The sequence below is a fragment of the Caballeronia sp. RCC_10 genome, from assembly GCF_041360715.1.
GTDB lineage: Bacteria > Pseudomonadota > Gammaproteobacteria > Burkholderiales > Burkholderiaceae > Caballeronia > Caballeronia grimmiae.
On record NZ_JBFUPT010000002.1, the window covers coordinates 75,590 to 92,088 of the forward strand.

The window sequence follows — 16,499 nt, forward strand, 5'->3', positions numbered from 1 at the left end:
GCGGAGGCGCAGATGAGCTATCAATGGCTGACTTTATGGGGCTACGTGCCCGAGTTCCTGAAGGCCGGCTGGCTGACCTTGCAAGTCACGCTGCTGTCGTTCGTACTCGCGCTGGTGCTCGGGTTGATCGCGGCGCTCGCCAGCATGTCGCCCTCGGCCATCGTGCGGTTCATCGCCCGTGCTTACGTCGAGGTCATACGCAATACGCCGGTACTGCTGCAGATATTCATCGTGTTCTTCGGCCTGCCGTCGATGGGAATCGCGCTCGATGCTTACTGGGCCGGCGTCATCGCGCTGGGCCTGAACGTGGGCGCGTATCTGTCGGAAGTGTTTCGCGCAGGCATTCAATCGGTGCCGCGCGGACAACTCGAGGCAGCGGGCATTCTCGGTCTGGAGCGCGGGCAGATCTTTACGGAGATCGTGTTGCCGCAGGCAGCACGCGCGGTGTATCCGGCCATCGTCAATTATCTGATTCAGTTGTTGCTCGGCACGTCGCTGCTGTCGGCCATTGCCTTGCCCGAACTTACCGGCACCGCGACCGTCATCAATTCGCGCACGCTCCTTTATATCCAGACGTTCGCGGTCGTGCTCGTGGCGTATCTGGTGCTGAGCAATGTGCTGTCGTGGATCGCGAGCGAACTCGGCGCACGCATGTTTCATCCGCCGCTGATCGTGAGGCCGCGCGCGCGCTTCGGCGGATTCACGCTGCGTCGCGCCAATCGTGCATGAGGGTCTGAATCATGTCACTCGAACTGCTGAGAACCAGTTTGTCAGTCCTGCTGCAAGGGCTCGTGACGACGCTGCTTTTATCGGTAGCGGCGATCGTCGGCAGCACGCTCATTGGCCTCTTCGCCGCCGTGTTGCGATCCTTCGGGCCGTGGGGCACTGACCGCATCGCGAAACTCTATACAGAGTTGTTTCGCGGCACGCCCGTGCTCATCACGCTGATGTTCATCTACTTCGGCGTCTCTTACTTTGGCTATGCAATCGATGTCTTCGCCGCCGGTGTGATCGGCCTGAGCGTCTATCAAGGCGCGTATATCGCCGAAGTGTTTCGCTCGGGCATCGAGTCCGTGCCGAAAGGACAGTGGGAAGTCTCGCAGATTCTCGGCCTTTCCCGCATGCAGGCCTTTGCCTTCGTCGTGCTGCCGCAGACGGGGCGCATCGTGTTGCCGCCGATCGTCGGGCAGTATCTGTCGCTCATCAAGGATACGTCGATCGTCAGCATGATCGGCATGTCCGAACTGATGCACGGCGGCCAGGCGATCGTGGATCGCATCGGCAAGCCGGTGGAGATCTACGGACTCGTCGCGATTATTTATTTCGTCGTGTGCTTCCCGCTTTCGCAATGGGTGCGCCACCATGACCGCAGGAGACTTGCGTGAGCGATTCGATACAGAACGAGCCCGTGATTTCGCTATCGGGCGTAAGCAAGGCGTTCGGCGCGACGCGCGTGCTCAACGAAATCAATCTCCATGTGCGCGCGGGCGAAGTGCTCGTGCTGATCGGCGCGTCGGGTTCCGGCAAGAGCACGGTGCTGCGCATCATGGCCGGACTCGAGACGACCGACTCCGGAGAAGTGTGGGTCAACAAAGTGCCCTTGCACGATCCAAAACGTGCACGCGAGATTCGCGGCCACGTCGGCATGGTGTTTCAGCAGTTCAACTTGTTCCCGCATAAAACCGCCCTCGGCAATGTGACGCTCGCGCTCATCAAGGCGCGCGGCATGTCGCCCGGCGATGCCCGCAAGCGCGCGATGGAAACGCTCGACCGCGTGGGGCTTGCGGATCGCGCATCGCACTACCCGAGTCAGTTGTCGGGCGGACAGCAGCAGCGCGTTGCGATTGCGCGCGCACTCGCGGTCGAGCCGGGCATCATGTTCTTCGACGAAGCCACGTCCGCACTCGATCCCGAACTCGTCGGCGAAGTGACGGAAGTCATGCGCGGCCTCGCACGCGACGGCATGACGATGGTCGTCGTCACGCACGAAATGGGCTTTGCGCGCAAGACGGCTGATCGCGTCGTGTTCATGGACAAGGGCGTGATCGCGGAGCAAGGCGATCCGGAACAAATCTTCGTTAGTCCATCTAACGAACGCACGCGGCAGTTTCTAAGCCGCGTGCTGGACCACTGAAGGAATCGACGAATGGCGGTTCCAGAGACGTCGCGCGCGCGAGGAGTAGACCGTGTCATCGATATCTTCAGGAAGCTGCATATCGCGCGGCGGCCCATGACGATGCGCGAACTGATCGAGGCGACCGGTGCGCCGCGTTCGAGCATCTACGAGCTCGTCGCCATTCTCGCCGAAGTGGGCTGGCTCGAGACATCGGCGGATGGCAGCGTGTTCTTCGGGCGCGAGATGCATTATTACGGCTCCGACTATGCGACGCACAACGACCTCATCAGCCGCGCGCATCAGTCGATTCTCGCCCTCGTGCGCAAATACGACGAGACCACGCAGTTGTGCATGCTCGAAGGGAACAAGTACACGGTGGTGTTATCGGAGAACAGTGCGCGGCCTTTTAATATCAGTTCAGATATCGGTGTGCGTGTGCCGATTCCGTGGACCGCGACCGGGCGTCTGCTGCTCGGCCATCTGAATGCCGATGCCATCCGCGCCCTGATTCCCCCCGATGACTTCGTGCTCGATAACGGCGTGCGCATTGATTTCGATGAATTCATGCGCGACGTGCACAATGCGAGAGAGCTTGGCTATTGCTGCACGGAAGGCCTGTCCAACGCGTTCCGGCTCTGCATGGCGGCGCCCGTTTGCGACCGCGCGGGGATGCCGCTCGCCGCGCTCTGCTTCATGACGGGCCGCGACACGAATCCCGAACGCCGCCAGTCGATGCTAGACGATCTGCTGCAATCGGCGCAGGCGCTTTCGCATCGCTGACATGGATACACAGCTTCGGCGTATCGACGAGTTGGAACAGGAAAACGCGGCGCTCAGGGAAGTGAACGATATCCTGCGCAAGGCGGTGGCCTATTACACGCGTTCGCTCGCGGGATTGGCGTGCGAAGGTATTGTCGCGGCGCGGACATCTGATGCGGACGTTCTGCATGAAGCCGCCGGATCGGATCATGAAGAGCGCGCGACTCTCGCCCGCAGGGAAACTTCGCGAGATGAGGGAAATTGTTGAAGTCGCTCTGGGCAGTCCAAGCTCTGCAGATTCGATTCCTCCCTCAGCGGGATGTCATTCCCGCCGTTGAGAACGCTGATTATTCGCGGTTGCGCCCGTCGCGGCACGAAGCCTGCGGCTAAATCATCCTCAACGCCCTTCGACGAAACTCGCCAATTCGTCGGCTCTCTCAATGCCCGAAGCGCCGACGACAGCATCCCTCCACCACCCTCGCGCCCGCCTATCGTTAGAATCTGTGTTAGATACCTATATTCATCTGTCAAAGGAGGCCACCGTGCCAGCGTTAATCCCTGATGTTGACCCAGATGGACTTCTCGAATATTCGGTCGTCTTCACCGACCGATCGATCAACCACATGTCGCAGCTTTTCCAGGGCGTCATGCGCGACTTGTCCGCTTCCCTGAAGAAGGTCTACAACGCCAGGTCTGTCGTGATCGTGCCGGGCAGCGGAACGTTCGGCATGGAAGCCGTTGCGCGTCAGTTCGCGACAAACAAGAAGTGTCTCGTCATCCGCAATGGCTGGTTCAGTTTCCGCTGGTCGCAGATTTTCGACATGGGCGGCATCCCGTCTGAATCGACGGTATTGAAAGCGCGCCCGGTCGAAGAAGGCACACAGGCCGCTTACGCACCGCCGCCGTTGGAAGAAGTCGTCGCAGCCATCAAGGAAAACAAGCCGGATCTCGTCTTCGCGCCGCACGTCGAGACCGCGTCCGGAATACTGTTACCCGATTCGTATCTGCGCGCTGTGTCCGACGCGGTTCACTCTGTCGGCGGGATGTTCGTGCTGGATTGCATCGCGTCCGGCGCGATCTGGGTCGATATGGAAGCGAGCGGCATCGACGTGCTGCTCAGCGCGCCGCAAAAGGGATGGAGCGCATCGCCTTGCTGCGGCCTGGTCATGCTGAGCGCCCTCGCCCGCGAGAGAATCGACGCAACCACGAGTTCCAGCTTCGCCTGTGATCTGCGCAAATGGCTGCAGATCATGGAGGCCTACGAGAACAACGGGTTCGCCTATCATGCGACGATGCCCACGGACAGTCTTGCAAGACTTCGCGACGCGATCGAGGAAACCGGGACATACGGCTTCGAGAAAGTGAAGGCGGAACAATTCGAACTCGGAAATCGCATTCGCTCGCTTCTGGCTGAGCACGGCTTCAAGAGCGTAGCAGCGGAAGGTTTCGAAGCGCCGGGCGTGGTGGTCTGCTACACGGTCGATGATGGCATTCGATCCGGCAAGAAATTCGCCGATGCCGGCGTGCAGATCGCCGCGGGCGTTCCGCTTCAGTGCGACGAGCCGGCGGACTTCAAGACGTTCCGTGTCGGTCTGTTCGGCTTGGACAAGCTCAACGATATCGACGGCACACTGGCGAGGTTCGCAAAGGCGCTGGAAAGCATTCGGTAGAAGCGTCTCGCGGATGCGGACGGCCGTCGTTCGACGGCCGCTCGCCCGCCGCAACCGGATTCGCAACGCTTTATGGCCGTGAAGCCCGGCAACGAGCGCCTCGCACGCCGCTGCTAGTGACCCGCCCGCGAAACGCCACCACTGATCGCATCGAGTTCCTTCAACACCTCATCGCTCAACACGATATCCGCGGCCTTCATATTCTCGCGCAAATGCGTGACTGACGACGTGCCCGGAATGAGCAGAATGTTCGGCGATCGATGCAGCAGCCACGCAAGCGCGACCTGCATCGCGCTTGCATTCAAACGCGCCGCAATCTGCGACAGCGCATCCGATTGAATCGGCGAGAACCCGCCGAGCGGAAAGAACGGCACATAGGCGATCTGTTCGCGCGCGAGTTCGTCGATGAGTGCGTCGTCATCGCGATTCACGAGGTTGTAGTGGTTCTGCACGCAAACAATCGGCGCGATCTTTCGTGCGTCGCGCACTTGCATCGACGTCGCGTTCGACAAGCCAATGTGCCGGATCTTGCCCTCCTCCCGCATGCTGGCAAGCGCGTGCATCTGCGGCTCGATGGAGCCTTCCGTCGGCCTGTGAATGTCGCCCATGATGCGCAGATTGACCACGTCGATGGCATCGACGCCGAGGTTGCGAAGGTTGTCTTCGACGCCGCGACGCAGGTCTTCTGGTTCGAACGCGGGCAGCCAGCCGCCCTGGTCGTCGCGCATCGCGCCGACCTTGGTCACGATCGTCAGATTCGACGGATACGGATGCAGCGCCTCGCGGATGATCTGATTGGTGACGTGCGGGCCGTAGAAATCGCTCGTATCGATGTGATTCACACCCGCTGCAACGGCTTCCCTCAACACTGCGACGGCCGCAGCGCGATCTTTCGGCGGACCGAATACGCCCGGTCCCGCAAGTTGCATCGCGCCATAACCCATTCGATTCACTTCGCGTCCCGCAAACTCATAAGTCGATTTCATTGCATGGCTCCCGGTGACTGTTTCGATGGCGCTCATTATCTCCAGCTTGCGGCGTTGAATAAATGGGGCTAAGTTGCACGGGTTGTTCAATAAACAAAACGGTCCGAAAGTGCAATTGAACGATCTCGCTGCCTTTGTCTCCGTCGCCCGCGCAGGCGGCTTCCGCGACGCGGCGCGCACGAACGGGGTATCGGCCTCGAGTCTTTCGATTGCCGTGCGCAGGCTCGAAACGAAGCTGGGATTGCGCTTGCTGAACCGCACGACGCGCAGCGTGTCGCCGACCGAAGCAGGCCGGCGGTTGATCGAAACGCTGGCGCCGCTGTTCGGCGAGATGGAAGCGGCGCTGGATGTACTGAATGGCTATCGCGACTCGCCGAGCGGCACGCTCCGGCTCAATGTCCCCGCGAGCGCCGCGCGTACGCTGCTGCCGAGACTGCTCGCGGGCTTCATGCAGGCGTATCCCGACATTCGCGTCGAAGTGATGGTGGAAGATGGGTTCGTCGATGTCCTGTCGATCGGTTGCGATGCAGGCATACGCTACGACGACAAGCTGGAACAGGACATGATCGCCATGCCGATCGGCCCGCGCATCGAGCAGTTCACGACCGCCGCATCGCCCGCTTATCTGCGTGCGCACGGTACGCCCGAACATCCTCGGGATCTGCTCTCGCACACCAGTGTGCGCGGACAGTTCTCGGGCGGTGCGCGGCCCGCGTGGCAGTTCGAGCGCGACGGCGAAGTCGTGAGGGTCGATCCGCCGTCGCGTCTCGTGGTGCGGCCGGGCGCGGCGTTGGGCCTGATGATCGATGCGGCGGTCGCAGGGCTCGGCGTGATCCATCTGTTCGAGCAGATGTTGCAGCCGCACGTCGAAAGCGGCGCGCTGGTCGCGATACTCGACGACTGGAAACAGCCGTTTTCCGGGCCGTTTCTCTACTATCCGGGACGCCGGCATGTGCCCGCGCCGCTGCGCGCATTCATCGACTGGCTGAGAGACAACGACCGCATGTAGTTACGCATGCGCTCACGTGTCGTCCATGCGCGTTCAACTGCGCCGCAAGCGACATGTAGGCACCGCAAACGATTTCCGCACCGACACTGTCCCGTCATTTCCGCACCCTATATTCGTCAATCGCCGGAACCGGCAGTCGACGCACTGCCGATGACGCGCGTAGAAAACAACACGTCCTTTGAACTTCCACGAGCGGGGTCTCGGCAGGCGGTCTTTCGAAACGGGCGACATCGAGCATGGCGTGCGGCCGGTGCAAGCGCATCGACGTGACAAGCCATGCCGGGTTCGCCGTGAGAATCGGCTGCGGTGAAGGCAATCGAAGGTTTCGAGGATCAGCAGAAAAGAAGGAGCACTTGCCCCGTGAACTCCCGTCGCAAATTTCTTCAAAGCACGGCCACTGCGGGACTCTCCGCCGCTGCGCTAAGCGTGTTTCCCCCGAGCATCCGCCGCGCGCTCGCGATTCCGGCGCATTACGACACCGGCACGATCAAGGACGTGAAGCACGTCGTCATCCTGATGATGGAGAACCGCGCGTTCGACCATTACTTCGGCACCTATAAAGGCGTGCGCGGTTACGGCGATCGCTTCACGATCCCGCTGCCGGACGGCCGCAACGTGTCGCAGCAGATCGACGCCAACGGCAATGTCGACCTGCCCTATCATCTCGACGAAACCAGGGGCAATGCGCAGCGTGTCGCCGGCACGCCGCATAGCTGGGTCGACACGCAAAACGCGTGGGACGGCGGCCGCATGGCTGCATGGCCGGTGTCCAAGAAGAACCAGACGATGGGCTATTTCGACGCCGCCGAGATTCCCTTCCAGCGGGCGCTGGCCGAAGCGTTCACGCTCTGCGACGACTATCACTGCGCGTTTCTCGGCGGCACGCACCCGAACCGCATCATTCATTCGACCGGCACGCATGGTCCCGCGTATGGCAAGACCTTCGTGAACAACTTCAGCGGCGACTTCGACGTCACCACGTCGGCTTCCGCGTACTTCGACTGGAAGACGACGGCCGAGCGTCTCGAAGATGCTGGCGTGACATGGAAGGTCTATCAGAACATCAAGAACACGTACGGCTGCAATCCGCTGCTCGGCTTCAGGCAGTATCGCAAGGCGAACGAGGCGCTGCCGGCGGCGCGTCAAGTCAACACGTCGCTGACGCAGGCCGCCGAGCCGGCCTACAATCCCGCCGATGCCGTGGCGCAGCCGCTCATCAAGGGCTACGCGAACACGCTGCCGACCACGGACACCGACCCGAACACCAACGGCACATTCGTCGAGGCCTTCGCCGACGATGTGAAAAACGGCCGGCTGCCGGAAGTCTCGTGGGTGGTGCCGACCGATGTCTACTCGGAGCATCCGGGGCCTTCCAGCCCGGTGCAGGGCGCGTGGTTCGTGCAGCAATTCCTCGATGCGCTGACCGCCGTGCCGGAGGTATGGAGCAAGACCGTGCTGCTCGTCAACTTCGACGAGAACGATGGCTTCTTCGATCACGTGCCTCCGGCTGCGGTCCCGTCGCCGAACGGTGACGGCACCTACGCCGGCAAAACGACGCTGAACACGGCCGACCTGAGCGCCGAATATTTCACGCATCCGTACGTGACCCGCGCCGACACCGGCGCGCAGCCCAACAGCCAGCCGGCCGGCCCCGACGGCAAGCCTTACGGTCCCGGCCCGCGCGTGCCGCTATGGGTGATCTCGCCGTGGAGCCGCGGCGGCTGGGTCAATTCGCAGACCTTCGACCACACCTCGGTGCTGCGCTTTCTCGAGGCGCGCTTCGGCATCAAGGAGAGCAACATCTCGCCGTATCGCCGCTTGATCAATGGCGATCTGACGACGGCCTTCAATTTCGCGTCGCCGAACAACGAGCCGCTACCGACCATCGCAGGCGAGAGAAGCAACGCCGACGCCGATGCGCTGCGCGCCACGCAGCAAGCGCTCGGACAGATCGTGCCGGACGCGAATCGGGGCATGCCGAAGCAGGCGAGCGGCTTTCGTCCGTCGCGTGCGCTGCCTTACGAGCTGCACGCCAGCGCCCACGTCGATGCAAACGCCGGCACCGTCCGGCTGCTGTTCGCCAATACCGGCCGCCAGGGCGCCGTGTTCCACGTCTACGACAAGTTGCACCTCGACCGCTTGCCCAGGCGTTATGCGGTGGAGCCGGGCAAGACGCTGGACGACGTGTGGACGCCCACTTCGTCGGACCAGGGAAGGTACGACCTGTGGGTGCTCGGCCCGAACGGTTTTCATCGTGAGTTCAAGGGCGAATTTGGCGCGCAGCGGGGTCACCGAGGCGTCAATCTCGAAGTGCGCGTCGGCTACGGCTTGCTTTCGGGAACGCTGCACCTGCAACTGCGCAACGATGGCGCGGGTCCGGCGCAGTTCACCGTGAAGTCGAACAAGGTCTACGGTGTGCTGCAGGCGTTCCCCGGTCTGCCGATTCCTGGCTTCGGACGCAATCCGGTCGGCTTTGGCGGCTTCCCCGCGCCGGGCTTCGGTGCATGGCCGGCGCCGGCGCCGCTTTCTCGCGATGCCGCGCTCGGCGCGGGCAACAGCTGGACGGCAAGCACGGTCGGCGCGCTTCCTGTCGCGCTGTTCTGGAACGTCGCGCAGACTGGCTACTGGTACGACTTCGAAATTACCAGCGCCACGGATCGCAGCTTCTTCCGGCGCATCGCCGGTCGAATGGAAACGGGCCGTCACTCGGTGACCGATCCGGCGATGGGCATGGCCGACATGTTCTGATGCAGGACGCGAGGCGCCGGGTGTTTGCCCGGCGTCTCGCGTGTGCCGGTCGCGCCGACGCACTTTTGCAATCAGCGATTTAACTAACCGGTTTTGCATCGACTCACAGCGTCGCCTGCTTCCGGCAAGCGACGATTTTTGACGATTCCAATGCAACCAGCCCCACGTGCGATTACTATCTTCAGGCCGAAGCTCTGAAGATAGTCACGCATGGAATTGAAGCAGGTTCAATACTTCATCGCCCTGTTCGAAGAAGGCACGGTCACGCGTGCAGCAAAGCGGCTGAATATCGCGCAGCCGGCGCTCAGCATGCAAATCGCGAAGATCGAGACCGAGATTCGCCAAAAGCTCTTCGAGCGCGGACCGCACGGCATGGCGCCGACCGAAGCCGCGCGGCTCATGTACCGCCTGTACACGCCGATCATGCGCGACATCGACCACGCGCGCGAACATCTGAGCCGGCGCGACGTCATCGTGACAGGGCGCGTGTCGCTGGGGATGGTGTCGTCGGAGGCGCAGAGCGTGCTGCCCGAATCGCTCGCGCGCTTCGATGCGCTGTTTCCGCAAGTGGAAGTGTCCGTGGCCGATGGCTTCAGCGCGCAGCTGATCGATGCCGTCGAAGCGGGCCGGCTGGATGCCGCGATCATCAACAAGCCGCGTGGCCGGCTTTCGCTCGATGTCGAGCCGTTGCTCGTTGAGGAAATGGTGCTGGTGACGAGCGCGGCGCACGGCCCCGCGTTGCCCGATGCGATCGACCTGACCCAGCCGTTCGACTTCGAACTCGTGCTGCCCACGCGCCGCAATGGCCTGCGCGGCGCGCTCGATGCCGCACTGATGGCCGCCGACGTCGTCATCAAGCCGAAGTTCGAGATCGATCTTCTGAGCACCATCGTGCAGTTCGTCGAACAGAGCGCCGTGGCGACGATCCTGCCGCGTGTCGTCGTGCAGCCGAAAGTCGACGATGGCCTGTTGCGCGTGCACACGATCGCGTCGCCGCCAATCGTGCGTCACATCATTCAGGTCACGCATCCGAAGCGGCCCATCGGATCGGCCGCGCAGGCGCTGATCTCGATCATCACCGAGGAAATCCGGCGCGTGACCACGCGCGCACCGGAATGAACCTGGTTACGAAGGATTGCGCCCCGCCCCGTTGTCGAGCTTGCCGAGCGTTTCGGGCACGACGAACGCGCCGACCAGGAAGATGACGCTGATCGCGCCGACGAAGATCGCGAGCGTCGACGGCAACTGGCTCGCGTCCTTCGCCACGAGCGAGACGAAGGTCGGCATCATCCCGCCGATCGCGAAGCCGATGTTCCACGAGAGACCGGTCCCGGTCGCCCGGATGGCGGTCGGAAAGCGCTCGTTCAGGAAGATCAGGACCGGCGCATAACCCGCGCTGCCGAGCGCGGACAGCAGCACCGCGTAGACACCGATCATCGTGAGGCTTTGCGCCGTCGGCAGCAGCAGGAACAGGCCCGGCAACGCGATCAGCCGGATGGCGCCGATCCACAGGAACGCGCCCTTGCGCCCGATGAACGTGCTGATATGCCCCGCCGCAACCGATGCGATGACCACCGCCACGCTGCAGATCATCAGGATCGCGGCAGCCGCGCCGTTCGGTGCATGGCTCACGACCTTGAGGAACGTCGGCAGATAGCCCGAGGTCAGGTAATAGCCGCTGCCGCCGCCGATGGTCAGCAACAGATTGACGAACAGCACGCCGCGATAGTCGCGTGAAAACAGCGTGCGGATCGGCGAGCGCACCACTTCGACCTTCGCGCCCTTCGTCTGCGCCGCGGCCTTCGCCGCTTTTTCAGCGGCGAGCTTCTTCCACAACGGCGATTCTTCGAGACTGTTGAAGATGAAGAGTCCCAGCACCGAACTCAGGATGCCGGTGAAGAACATGCAGCGCCAGCCCCAGACATCGAATGCATCGCCGGGAAAGAGCGCGGACATCGCCAGGTACGTGAGCGAGGCGAGCAACGCGCCAAGTCCCGCGCCGCCGCCGCCGATCAACCCCGACACCGCGCCGCGATACTTCGGCGCGACGGATTCGGTGCCGATCGTATGCGTCGACGCCACCACGCCGCCGACGAACACGCCCTGCACGAGACGCAGCACCAGGAAGAGGATCGGCGCGATGACCCCGGCCTGCGCGACCGTCGGCAGCAGGCCGAAAGCCGCCGTCGACAGCCCGACCCCGACGACCGCGACGATCATCGCGCCCTTGCGGCCGTGACGGTCCGCATAAGAGCCGAAGAGCGCCGAGCCGAGCGGACGCATCAGCAGCGTCACGGCAAACGACGCATAGACCGCCGCGAGCGAGAGCATCGCGTGCTCGGACGGGAAGAACAGACGCCCGACAATCGGCGCCACGTACAACAATACGAACAGGTCGAACAGATCGAGGGCCCAGCCTAGGCACGAGGCCATCACTGCACCCATGACCTGCCGCTGATTGACCGGAAGCACGGCGGCTCCTTCTTGCGCTGCTACGGACATTTGCATCTCCTGGTGTGTCGCAGGCACGCTTGTTTGGATGCGTGCTCTTGTCGAGGTTGATAAATCGTTGGTAGGCGTCAGTGCGTGGCGGCAAGCGGCGACGCCACGCTCGCGCTGCGTTGCGCAACCATCGCGTCGGCGATCTTCTCGGCGATCATGATGGTCGGTATGTTCGTATTGGCCGATGGCAGTCTCGGCATCAGCGATGCATCGACGACGCGCAGGCCACGTGCGCCCCGCACGCGCCCTTCAGTGTCCGTGACGGCGTCGCGATCGTGCGCGCCGCCCATGCGGCACGTGCCGCTCGCATGCCACACGCCGAACACGTTCGCGCGGATGAACTCCGCGAGCGCACGGTCGTCGGCGAGGAGCGCGTCCATCTTCAGGCCGCGTGTGAAGAAGCGTTCGATCAGTAAACGCCGCAGCGGCGCGGGCGTATCGAGCAGCAGGCCGAGCATCGAGGTCAGCAGCGCGTTGCCTTCGCCGACCTTGCTCAGCGCCTTCACACGCGGCGAAAACGCTGCCGGAAAGAAATCGCGCGGACTGCGCCCGAGTCCCGATGCATCGACCACGCGGGCCAGCATCCGCACGCCGGCGGCGAGTCGTTGCAGGTCGCGTTCGTCGTCGAGCAGATTCAGATCGACGCGCGGCGCGGCGGCCGCATCGGGCGAAGCGAGCTGCACGCGGCCGCGCGAGTACGGCCGGTTGCACCACAGAAAGAAAAGACCCAGCCGGTTGCCGAGTGCATGCCACGCGGCCCGCGTCGCGCTCGACAAATACAGGTCCGACTCGTCGCAGCCCGCGACGCCCGAACTCATGCGCGCGGCCATCATGCTTGCGCGGCGGCGTGCGAGCGGCATGCGAAAGCGCGGCTCGAGAAAATGACAGAACGTGAGCGACGGATGATCCTGCAAACCGCGTCCGACGCCCGGCAAATCGACCGCGCACTCGATGTCCATCGCCGCGAGATCGCGCGCATCGCCGATGCCCGCGCGCATCAGCATCGCAGGCGACTGCAACGCGCCCGCGCTCAGGACGACTTCATCGGCATCGAAACGCACGCGCTCGCCGTTCGCTGCCATCGCAACGACACCGCGCGCCGTCGCGCCCTCCATCAGAATGCGTTCGACACGCAGGTTCGCGTGGATGCTGAGGTTGGGACGCTTGCGTGTAGCTTCGTCGAGATAGGCGATGGCCGTCGACACGCGCGCGTCGTCGATATTGGAGAACGCACCGGGAAAAAAGCCGTCGCCGAACTCGCCGTTCTGGTCCTGCAGCGCCGCGAAACCGTTGGCGCGCAAGCCCTTCGCGAACGCATGGCAGAACTCCGGCCAGTCGCCCGGCATGATGCGGCGGATCGGCACGGGGCCATCGCTGCCGTGCAACTCGCCGCCGGGGAAATTCACGTCGCGTTCGAGTTTGCGGAAGTAAGGCAGCACGTCGCGCCACGCCCAGCCATGCGCGCCGTCTGCGGCCCACTCGTCGTAATCGCGCGGCAGGCCGCGATTGGCCGATTGCACGTTGATGCTCGACCCGCCGCCCATCACGCGGCCCTGCTCGTAGACGCGCGGCGCGGCGTCCTTCGTGGCCTTCGCCTTGAGGTCGGGCCAGATGTAGGTGTCGCCGCAGAAGACCGGCATCGGATAGCTGTCGAGGATGGCCGCAGGCACCGCCCCGGGCGGCGTATCCGCGCCCGCCTCGATCAGCGCGACGCGCACCGACGGCATGGCCGACAGCCGATGCGCAAGCACGCATCCCGCCGAGCCGCCGCCCACGATCACGTAGTCGAAGCGATCCATCGCCTGTCTCCTTGCCTTGTTCGCCGCGCGATGGTCAGGAGCCGCGAAACGCCGGCTTGCGCTTGCCGTGGAACGCTTCGACGCCTTCGCGGAAATCGTCCGACGAGCGCAGGCGGCTATAGCAATGCCCTTCCAGTTCGATCGCGATGGAAAGCGGTGCGTCCTCCGAATCGTTCAGCAGCTTCTTCGCCGTGCGCTGCGCGAGCGGCGAGAACGCGCGCAATTCGTCGACGAGCGCATCCGTCGCCGATTCGAGTTCGGCATCCGCCACGCAATCCACCGCGATGCCCCATTCGTAGGCCTGCTTGCCCGGAATGCGGCGCGAGCGCATCACGATGTCCTTGGTCCGGCCGATGCCGACCATCGACTGCAAGCGCGCCGAGCCGCCCGAGCCGGGAATCTGGCCGAGCTTCTGCTCCGGCAGTGCATAGAAGGTCGTGTCGGTGACGATGCGGAAATCGCACGCCAGCGACAACTCGAAACCCACGCCGAAGCAGAAGCCGCGATTGGCCGCGATGACCGGCTTCGAGCAGCGCGCGGGCGCCGCGATATTCCACGCGAGCTTCGACACATGCTCAGGCGATGCTTCGAGAAAGCCCTTGATGTCGCCGCCGCTCGAGAAGTGCTCGCCCTTCGCGCGCACCACGATCACGCGCACGCGATCGTCCTCGTCGAGCGCCTCGAATGCGGCGCGCAACTGGTCGCGTGCGTGCATCGAAATGACGTTGAACGGCGGGCGATGCAGAACGATGTCGGCGCGCTCGCGGTTGGCGTCGATCTCGACGGAAAAGCCGTCGAGGTCCTGCAGCAGCGTCTGGCCGCGATGATTCAAATCGCTCATGTCGGTTACTCCTTCCTGGTCTCTGTAGGTTGAGCGTTGTCTTCGCTCGCATATTCGCCGGCCTGCAGCTTGCGGCGCAGTATCTTGCCGACCGGCGACTTGGGGATATCGTCGACGAACACGTAGTCGCGCGGCCGCTTGAAGTTGACGAGATCGGACTCGCGGCACCACGCATCGAGCGCGCCGGAATCGACGTATTCGCGACGCTTGATGAACGCGACCACGCGCTGGCCCCAGCGCTCGTCCTTGAGGCCCGCGACCGCGACTTCATCGACGGCGGGATGCAGCGACAGCACCGATTCGATGTCCACCGGCGAGATGTTTTCTCCGCCGCTGATGATCATGTCGTCGACGCGGCCGGTCACGTAGAGATCGCCGTCGCGATCGAAATAGCCGGTGTCGCCGGTGAAGTACCAGCCGTCGCGCAACGACTTCGCGTTCGCGTCCGGACGATTCCAGTAGCCTTCGAACGCCTCGTCGCCCTGCAGGTCGACGATGATCTGGCCTTCCTCGCCGACAGCGGCAATGTCGCCGGGCAAAACGGAGTCGAGCTTCACCACGCGCAACCGCGTGTTGATGCCCGCCCGCCCTGCGCTGCCGGGCTTTTTCGTCGCGTCCTGGTCGATGCTGAACGTGTAGACCTCGGACGAGCCGTAGTGATTGACGAACAGCTCCGGCTCGAATGCGGCGCTCAGGCGCTTGAGCAGGCCGTCGTTCATCGGCGCGCCGGCGAAGCCGAGCTTGCGGACCGATGACGTATCCGTGCTCGCAAACGCGCTGTCCGCAAGCAGATCGTGATAGAGCGTCGGCACCAGATAGAGGCACGTGAGCGCATGCTTCGAGATGCAATCGAGCGCGAGCTTGGCGTTCCAGCGGCGCACGCAGACGAACAGGCCGTCGACGAGCGCCATCGCGAGCAGCGAGCGCACGCCCATCGTGTGATACAGCGGCATCACGCCGAGCGTGCGCTCGCCGCGCCTGTACAGGTTCTGCGCGACATGCGCGAGCGCGCCCGCGCGTTCATGCCGGTGGCGGCGCGGCACGCCCTTGCCCTTGCCGGTCGTGCCGGATGTGTAGAGGATCAGCGAGAGGTCGTCGGCGGTGGCTTGCGGAGCCGCTTCGTCCGTTGTGCTTTCGACGATGAGCGCATCGAAGGTCATCGAGAGGCCGGGGGCATCGTCGAGTCCGATGCGCGGCACCTGCTGCGCGGCGGGGCTTTGCAGCACGGCATCGGCGCAGACGGGTTCGTACACGATGGCTTTCACGCCCGCATCGGTCACGCAATAGTCCAGTTCCTCCGGCTTCGCGCGCCAGTTGAGCGGCACGATCACGATGCCCGCGAATTGCCCCGCCCAGTGCAGCGTCGCCATTTCCCAGCGGTTCTGCAAAACGACGAGCAGCCGGTCGCCGCGTTCGAGGCCAAGCTCGCGCAGGCCCTCGGCGACATTCAGGATCACGCGATGCCACTGCGCGTAGGTCAGTTGCACGTCGCCATCGACGAGTGCGAGCGCGTTCGGGCTGCGCTCGACGCTTTGCAGAAAAGTGCGGCCTAGATCAAGCATGTTCCACCTCGCTGGTGCCTGCTTCGGCGCGGCGGCGCGCCGCCACGTCGAGCACCGCCGCGACGATCGGCGTGTAACCCGTGCAGCGGCAGATATGACCCGACAGCATCTCGCGCACTTGGTGCTCGGTCGGGTCCGGCACGCGCCGGAGGTAGTCCGCGCACGACATCAGAATGCCGGCCGTGCAGAAGCCGCACTGCAGCGCGTGATGCCGCTGGAATGCCTGCTGCAGGTCGCCGAGCGTCTGGTCGGGCGCGAGTCCTTCGACGGTATCGATACGCCGTCCGTCCGCCTGAACGGCGAGCATCAGGCACGAGCGGGCGGCGACGCCGTCCACGTGCACAGTGCACGCGCCGCACACGCCGTGCTCGCAGCCGACGTGCGTGCCCGTCGCGCCCAGTTCGTGCCGGATGAAATCCGACAGCAGTTCGCGCGGCTCGCAATGGCCGCTGCGTTCGCGGCCGTTGAGCGTCAGCGTGATGCGCTGCCGTTCGTCCCGCCGCATGA

Annotated in this window: 15 protein-coding genes; 9 read left to right on the top strand and 6 right to left on the bottom strand. The window is 63.7% G+C overall.

Going from position 1 to position 16,499, the window contains the following annotated elements; translation table 11 throughout:
* Positions 1-12: 12 nt before the first annotated feature.
* From AB6804_RS04915 to AB6804_RS04940, 6 genes are all read left to right on the top strand, one after another.
* Positions 13-729, top strand: a complete 717-nt coding sequence (locus tag AB6804_RS04915) for an amino acid ABC transporter permease (protein ID WP_370885481.1) — start codon at positions 13-15, stop codon at positions 727-729.
* A gap of 11 nt (positions 730-740) precedes the next feature.
* Positions 741-1,385: an amino acid ABC transporter permease gene (locus tag AB6804_RS04920; protein WP_370885482.1), complete on the top strand. Its 645-nt coding sequence runs from the start codon at positions 741-743 to the stop codon at positions 1,383-1,385.
* Positions 1,382-2,134 (top strand): amino acid ABC transporter ATP-binding protein, encoded by a 753-nt coding sequence (locus tag AB6804_RS04925; protein WP_035966339.1) that lies wholly within the window; start codon positions 1,382-1,384, stop codon positions 2,132-2,134. The genes AB6804_RS04920 and AB6804_RS04925 overlap by 4 nt, the downstream gene beginning before the upstream one ends.
* A 12-nt stretch (positions 2,135-2,146) precedes the next feature.
* Entirely contained in the window at positions 2,147-2,896 is a 750-nt protein-coding gene (locus AB6804_RS04930; RefSeq protein WP_370885483.1) for an IclR family transcriptional regulator, read from the top strand.
* Between the two features lies 1 nt (position 2,897).
* Positions 2,898-3,143, top strand: a complete 246-nt coding sequence (locus tag AB6804_RS04935) for a hypothetical protein (protein WP_370885484.1) — start codon at positions 2,898-2,900, stop codon at positions 3,141-3,143.
* Between the two features lie 274 nt (positions 3,144-3,417).
* Entirely contained in the window at positions 3,418-4,545 is a 1,128-nt protein-coding gene (locus AB6804_RS04940; RefSeq protein ID WP_370885933.1) for an alanine--glyoxylate aminotransferase family protein, read from the top strand.
* Positions 4,546-4,658: 113 nt separating this feature from the next.
* Here the strand turns inward: AB6804_RS04940 and AB6804_RS04945 are convergent, their stop codons facing one another.
* The gene (locus AB6804_RS04945) at positions 4,659-5,531 is read right to left on the bottom strand and encodes an aldo/keto reductase family oxidoreductase (RefSeq protein ID WP_370885485.1); all 873 of its coding nucleotides are present in this window, start codon (positions 5,529-5,531) and stop codon (positions 4,659-4,661) included.
* A gap of 109 nt (positions 5,532-5,640) precedes the next feature.
* Here AB6804_RS04945 and AB6804_RS04950 point away from each other — a divergent pair, with 109 nt between their 5' ends.
* The 3 genes from AB6804_RS04950 to AB6804_RS04960 all read left to right on the top strand — a co-directional run bounded on the left by AB6804_RS04950 (position 5,641) and on the right by AB6804_RS04960 (position 10,407).
* Positions 5,641-6,540: a LysR substrate-binding domain-containing protein gene (locus AB6804_RS04950; RefSeq protein ID WP_370885486.1), complete on the top strand. Its 900-nt coding sequence runs from the start codon at positions 5,641-5,643 to the stop codon at positions 6,538-6,540.
* A 360-nt stretch (positions 6,541-6,900) separates the two neighbouring features.
* Positions 6,901-9,288, top strand: a complete 2,388-nt coding sequence (locus AB6804_RS04955; protein WP_370885487.1) for a phosphocholine-specific phospholipase C — start codon at positions 6,901-6,903, stop codon at positions 9,286-9,288.
* Between the two features lie 210 nt (positions 9,289-9,498).
* Positions 9,499-10,407, top strand: coding sequence for a LysR family transcriptional regulator (locus AB6804_RS04960; RefSeq protein ID WP_370885488.1), 909 nt, complete (start codon positions 9,499-9,501; stop codon positions 10,405-10,407).
* Positions 10,408-10,413: 6 nt separating this feature from the next.
* Here the strand turns inward: AB6804_RS04960 and AB6804_RS04965 are convergent, their stop codons facing one another.
* The 5 genes from AB6804_RS04965 to AB6804_RS04985 form a co-directional block, all read right to left on the bottom strand.
* Positions 10,414-11,790 carry an MFS transporter gene (locus AB6804_RS04965; protein WP_370885489.1) on the bottom strand — a complete coding sequence of 459 codons (1,377 nt, stop codon included), beginning with the start codon at positions 11,788-11,790 and terminating at the stop codon, positions 10,414-10,416.
* Positions 11,791-11,867: 77 nt separating this feature from the next.
* Positions 11,868-13,589: a GMC family oxidoreductase gene (locus tag AB6804_RS04970; RefSeq protein WP_370885490.1), complete on the bottom strand. Its 1,722-nt coding sequence runs from the start codon at positions 13,587-13,589 to the stop codon at positions 11,868-11,870.
* Positions 13,590-13,623: 34 nt separating this feature from the next.
* A complete protein-coding gene (locus AB6804_RS04975; protein WP_370885491.1) occupies positions 13,624-14,430 on the bottom strand; it encodes an enoyl-CoA hydratase/isomerase family protein in 807 nt (268 codons plus the stop codon).
* A 5-nt stretch (positions 14,431-14,435) separates the two neighbouring features.
* Positions 14,436-15,992 (bottom strand): AMP-binding protein, encoded by a 1,557-nt coding sequence (locus tag AB6804_RS04980; protein WP_370885492.1) that lies wholly within the window; start codon positions 15,990-15,992, stop codon positions 14,436-14,438.
* A complete protein-coding gene (locus AB6804_RS04985; protein WP_370885934.1) occupies positions 15,985-16,497 on the bottom strand; it encodes a (2Fe-2S)-binding protein in 513 nt (170 codons plus the stop codon). The genes AB6804_RS04980 and AB6804_RS04985 overlap by 8 nt, the downstream gene beginning before the upstream one ends.
* Positions 16,498-16,499 lie beyond the last annotated feature (2 nt).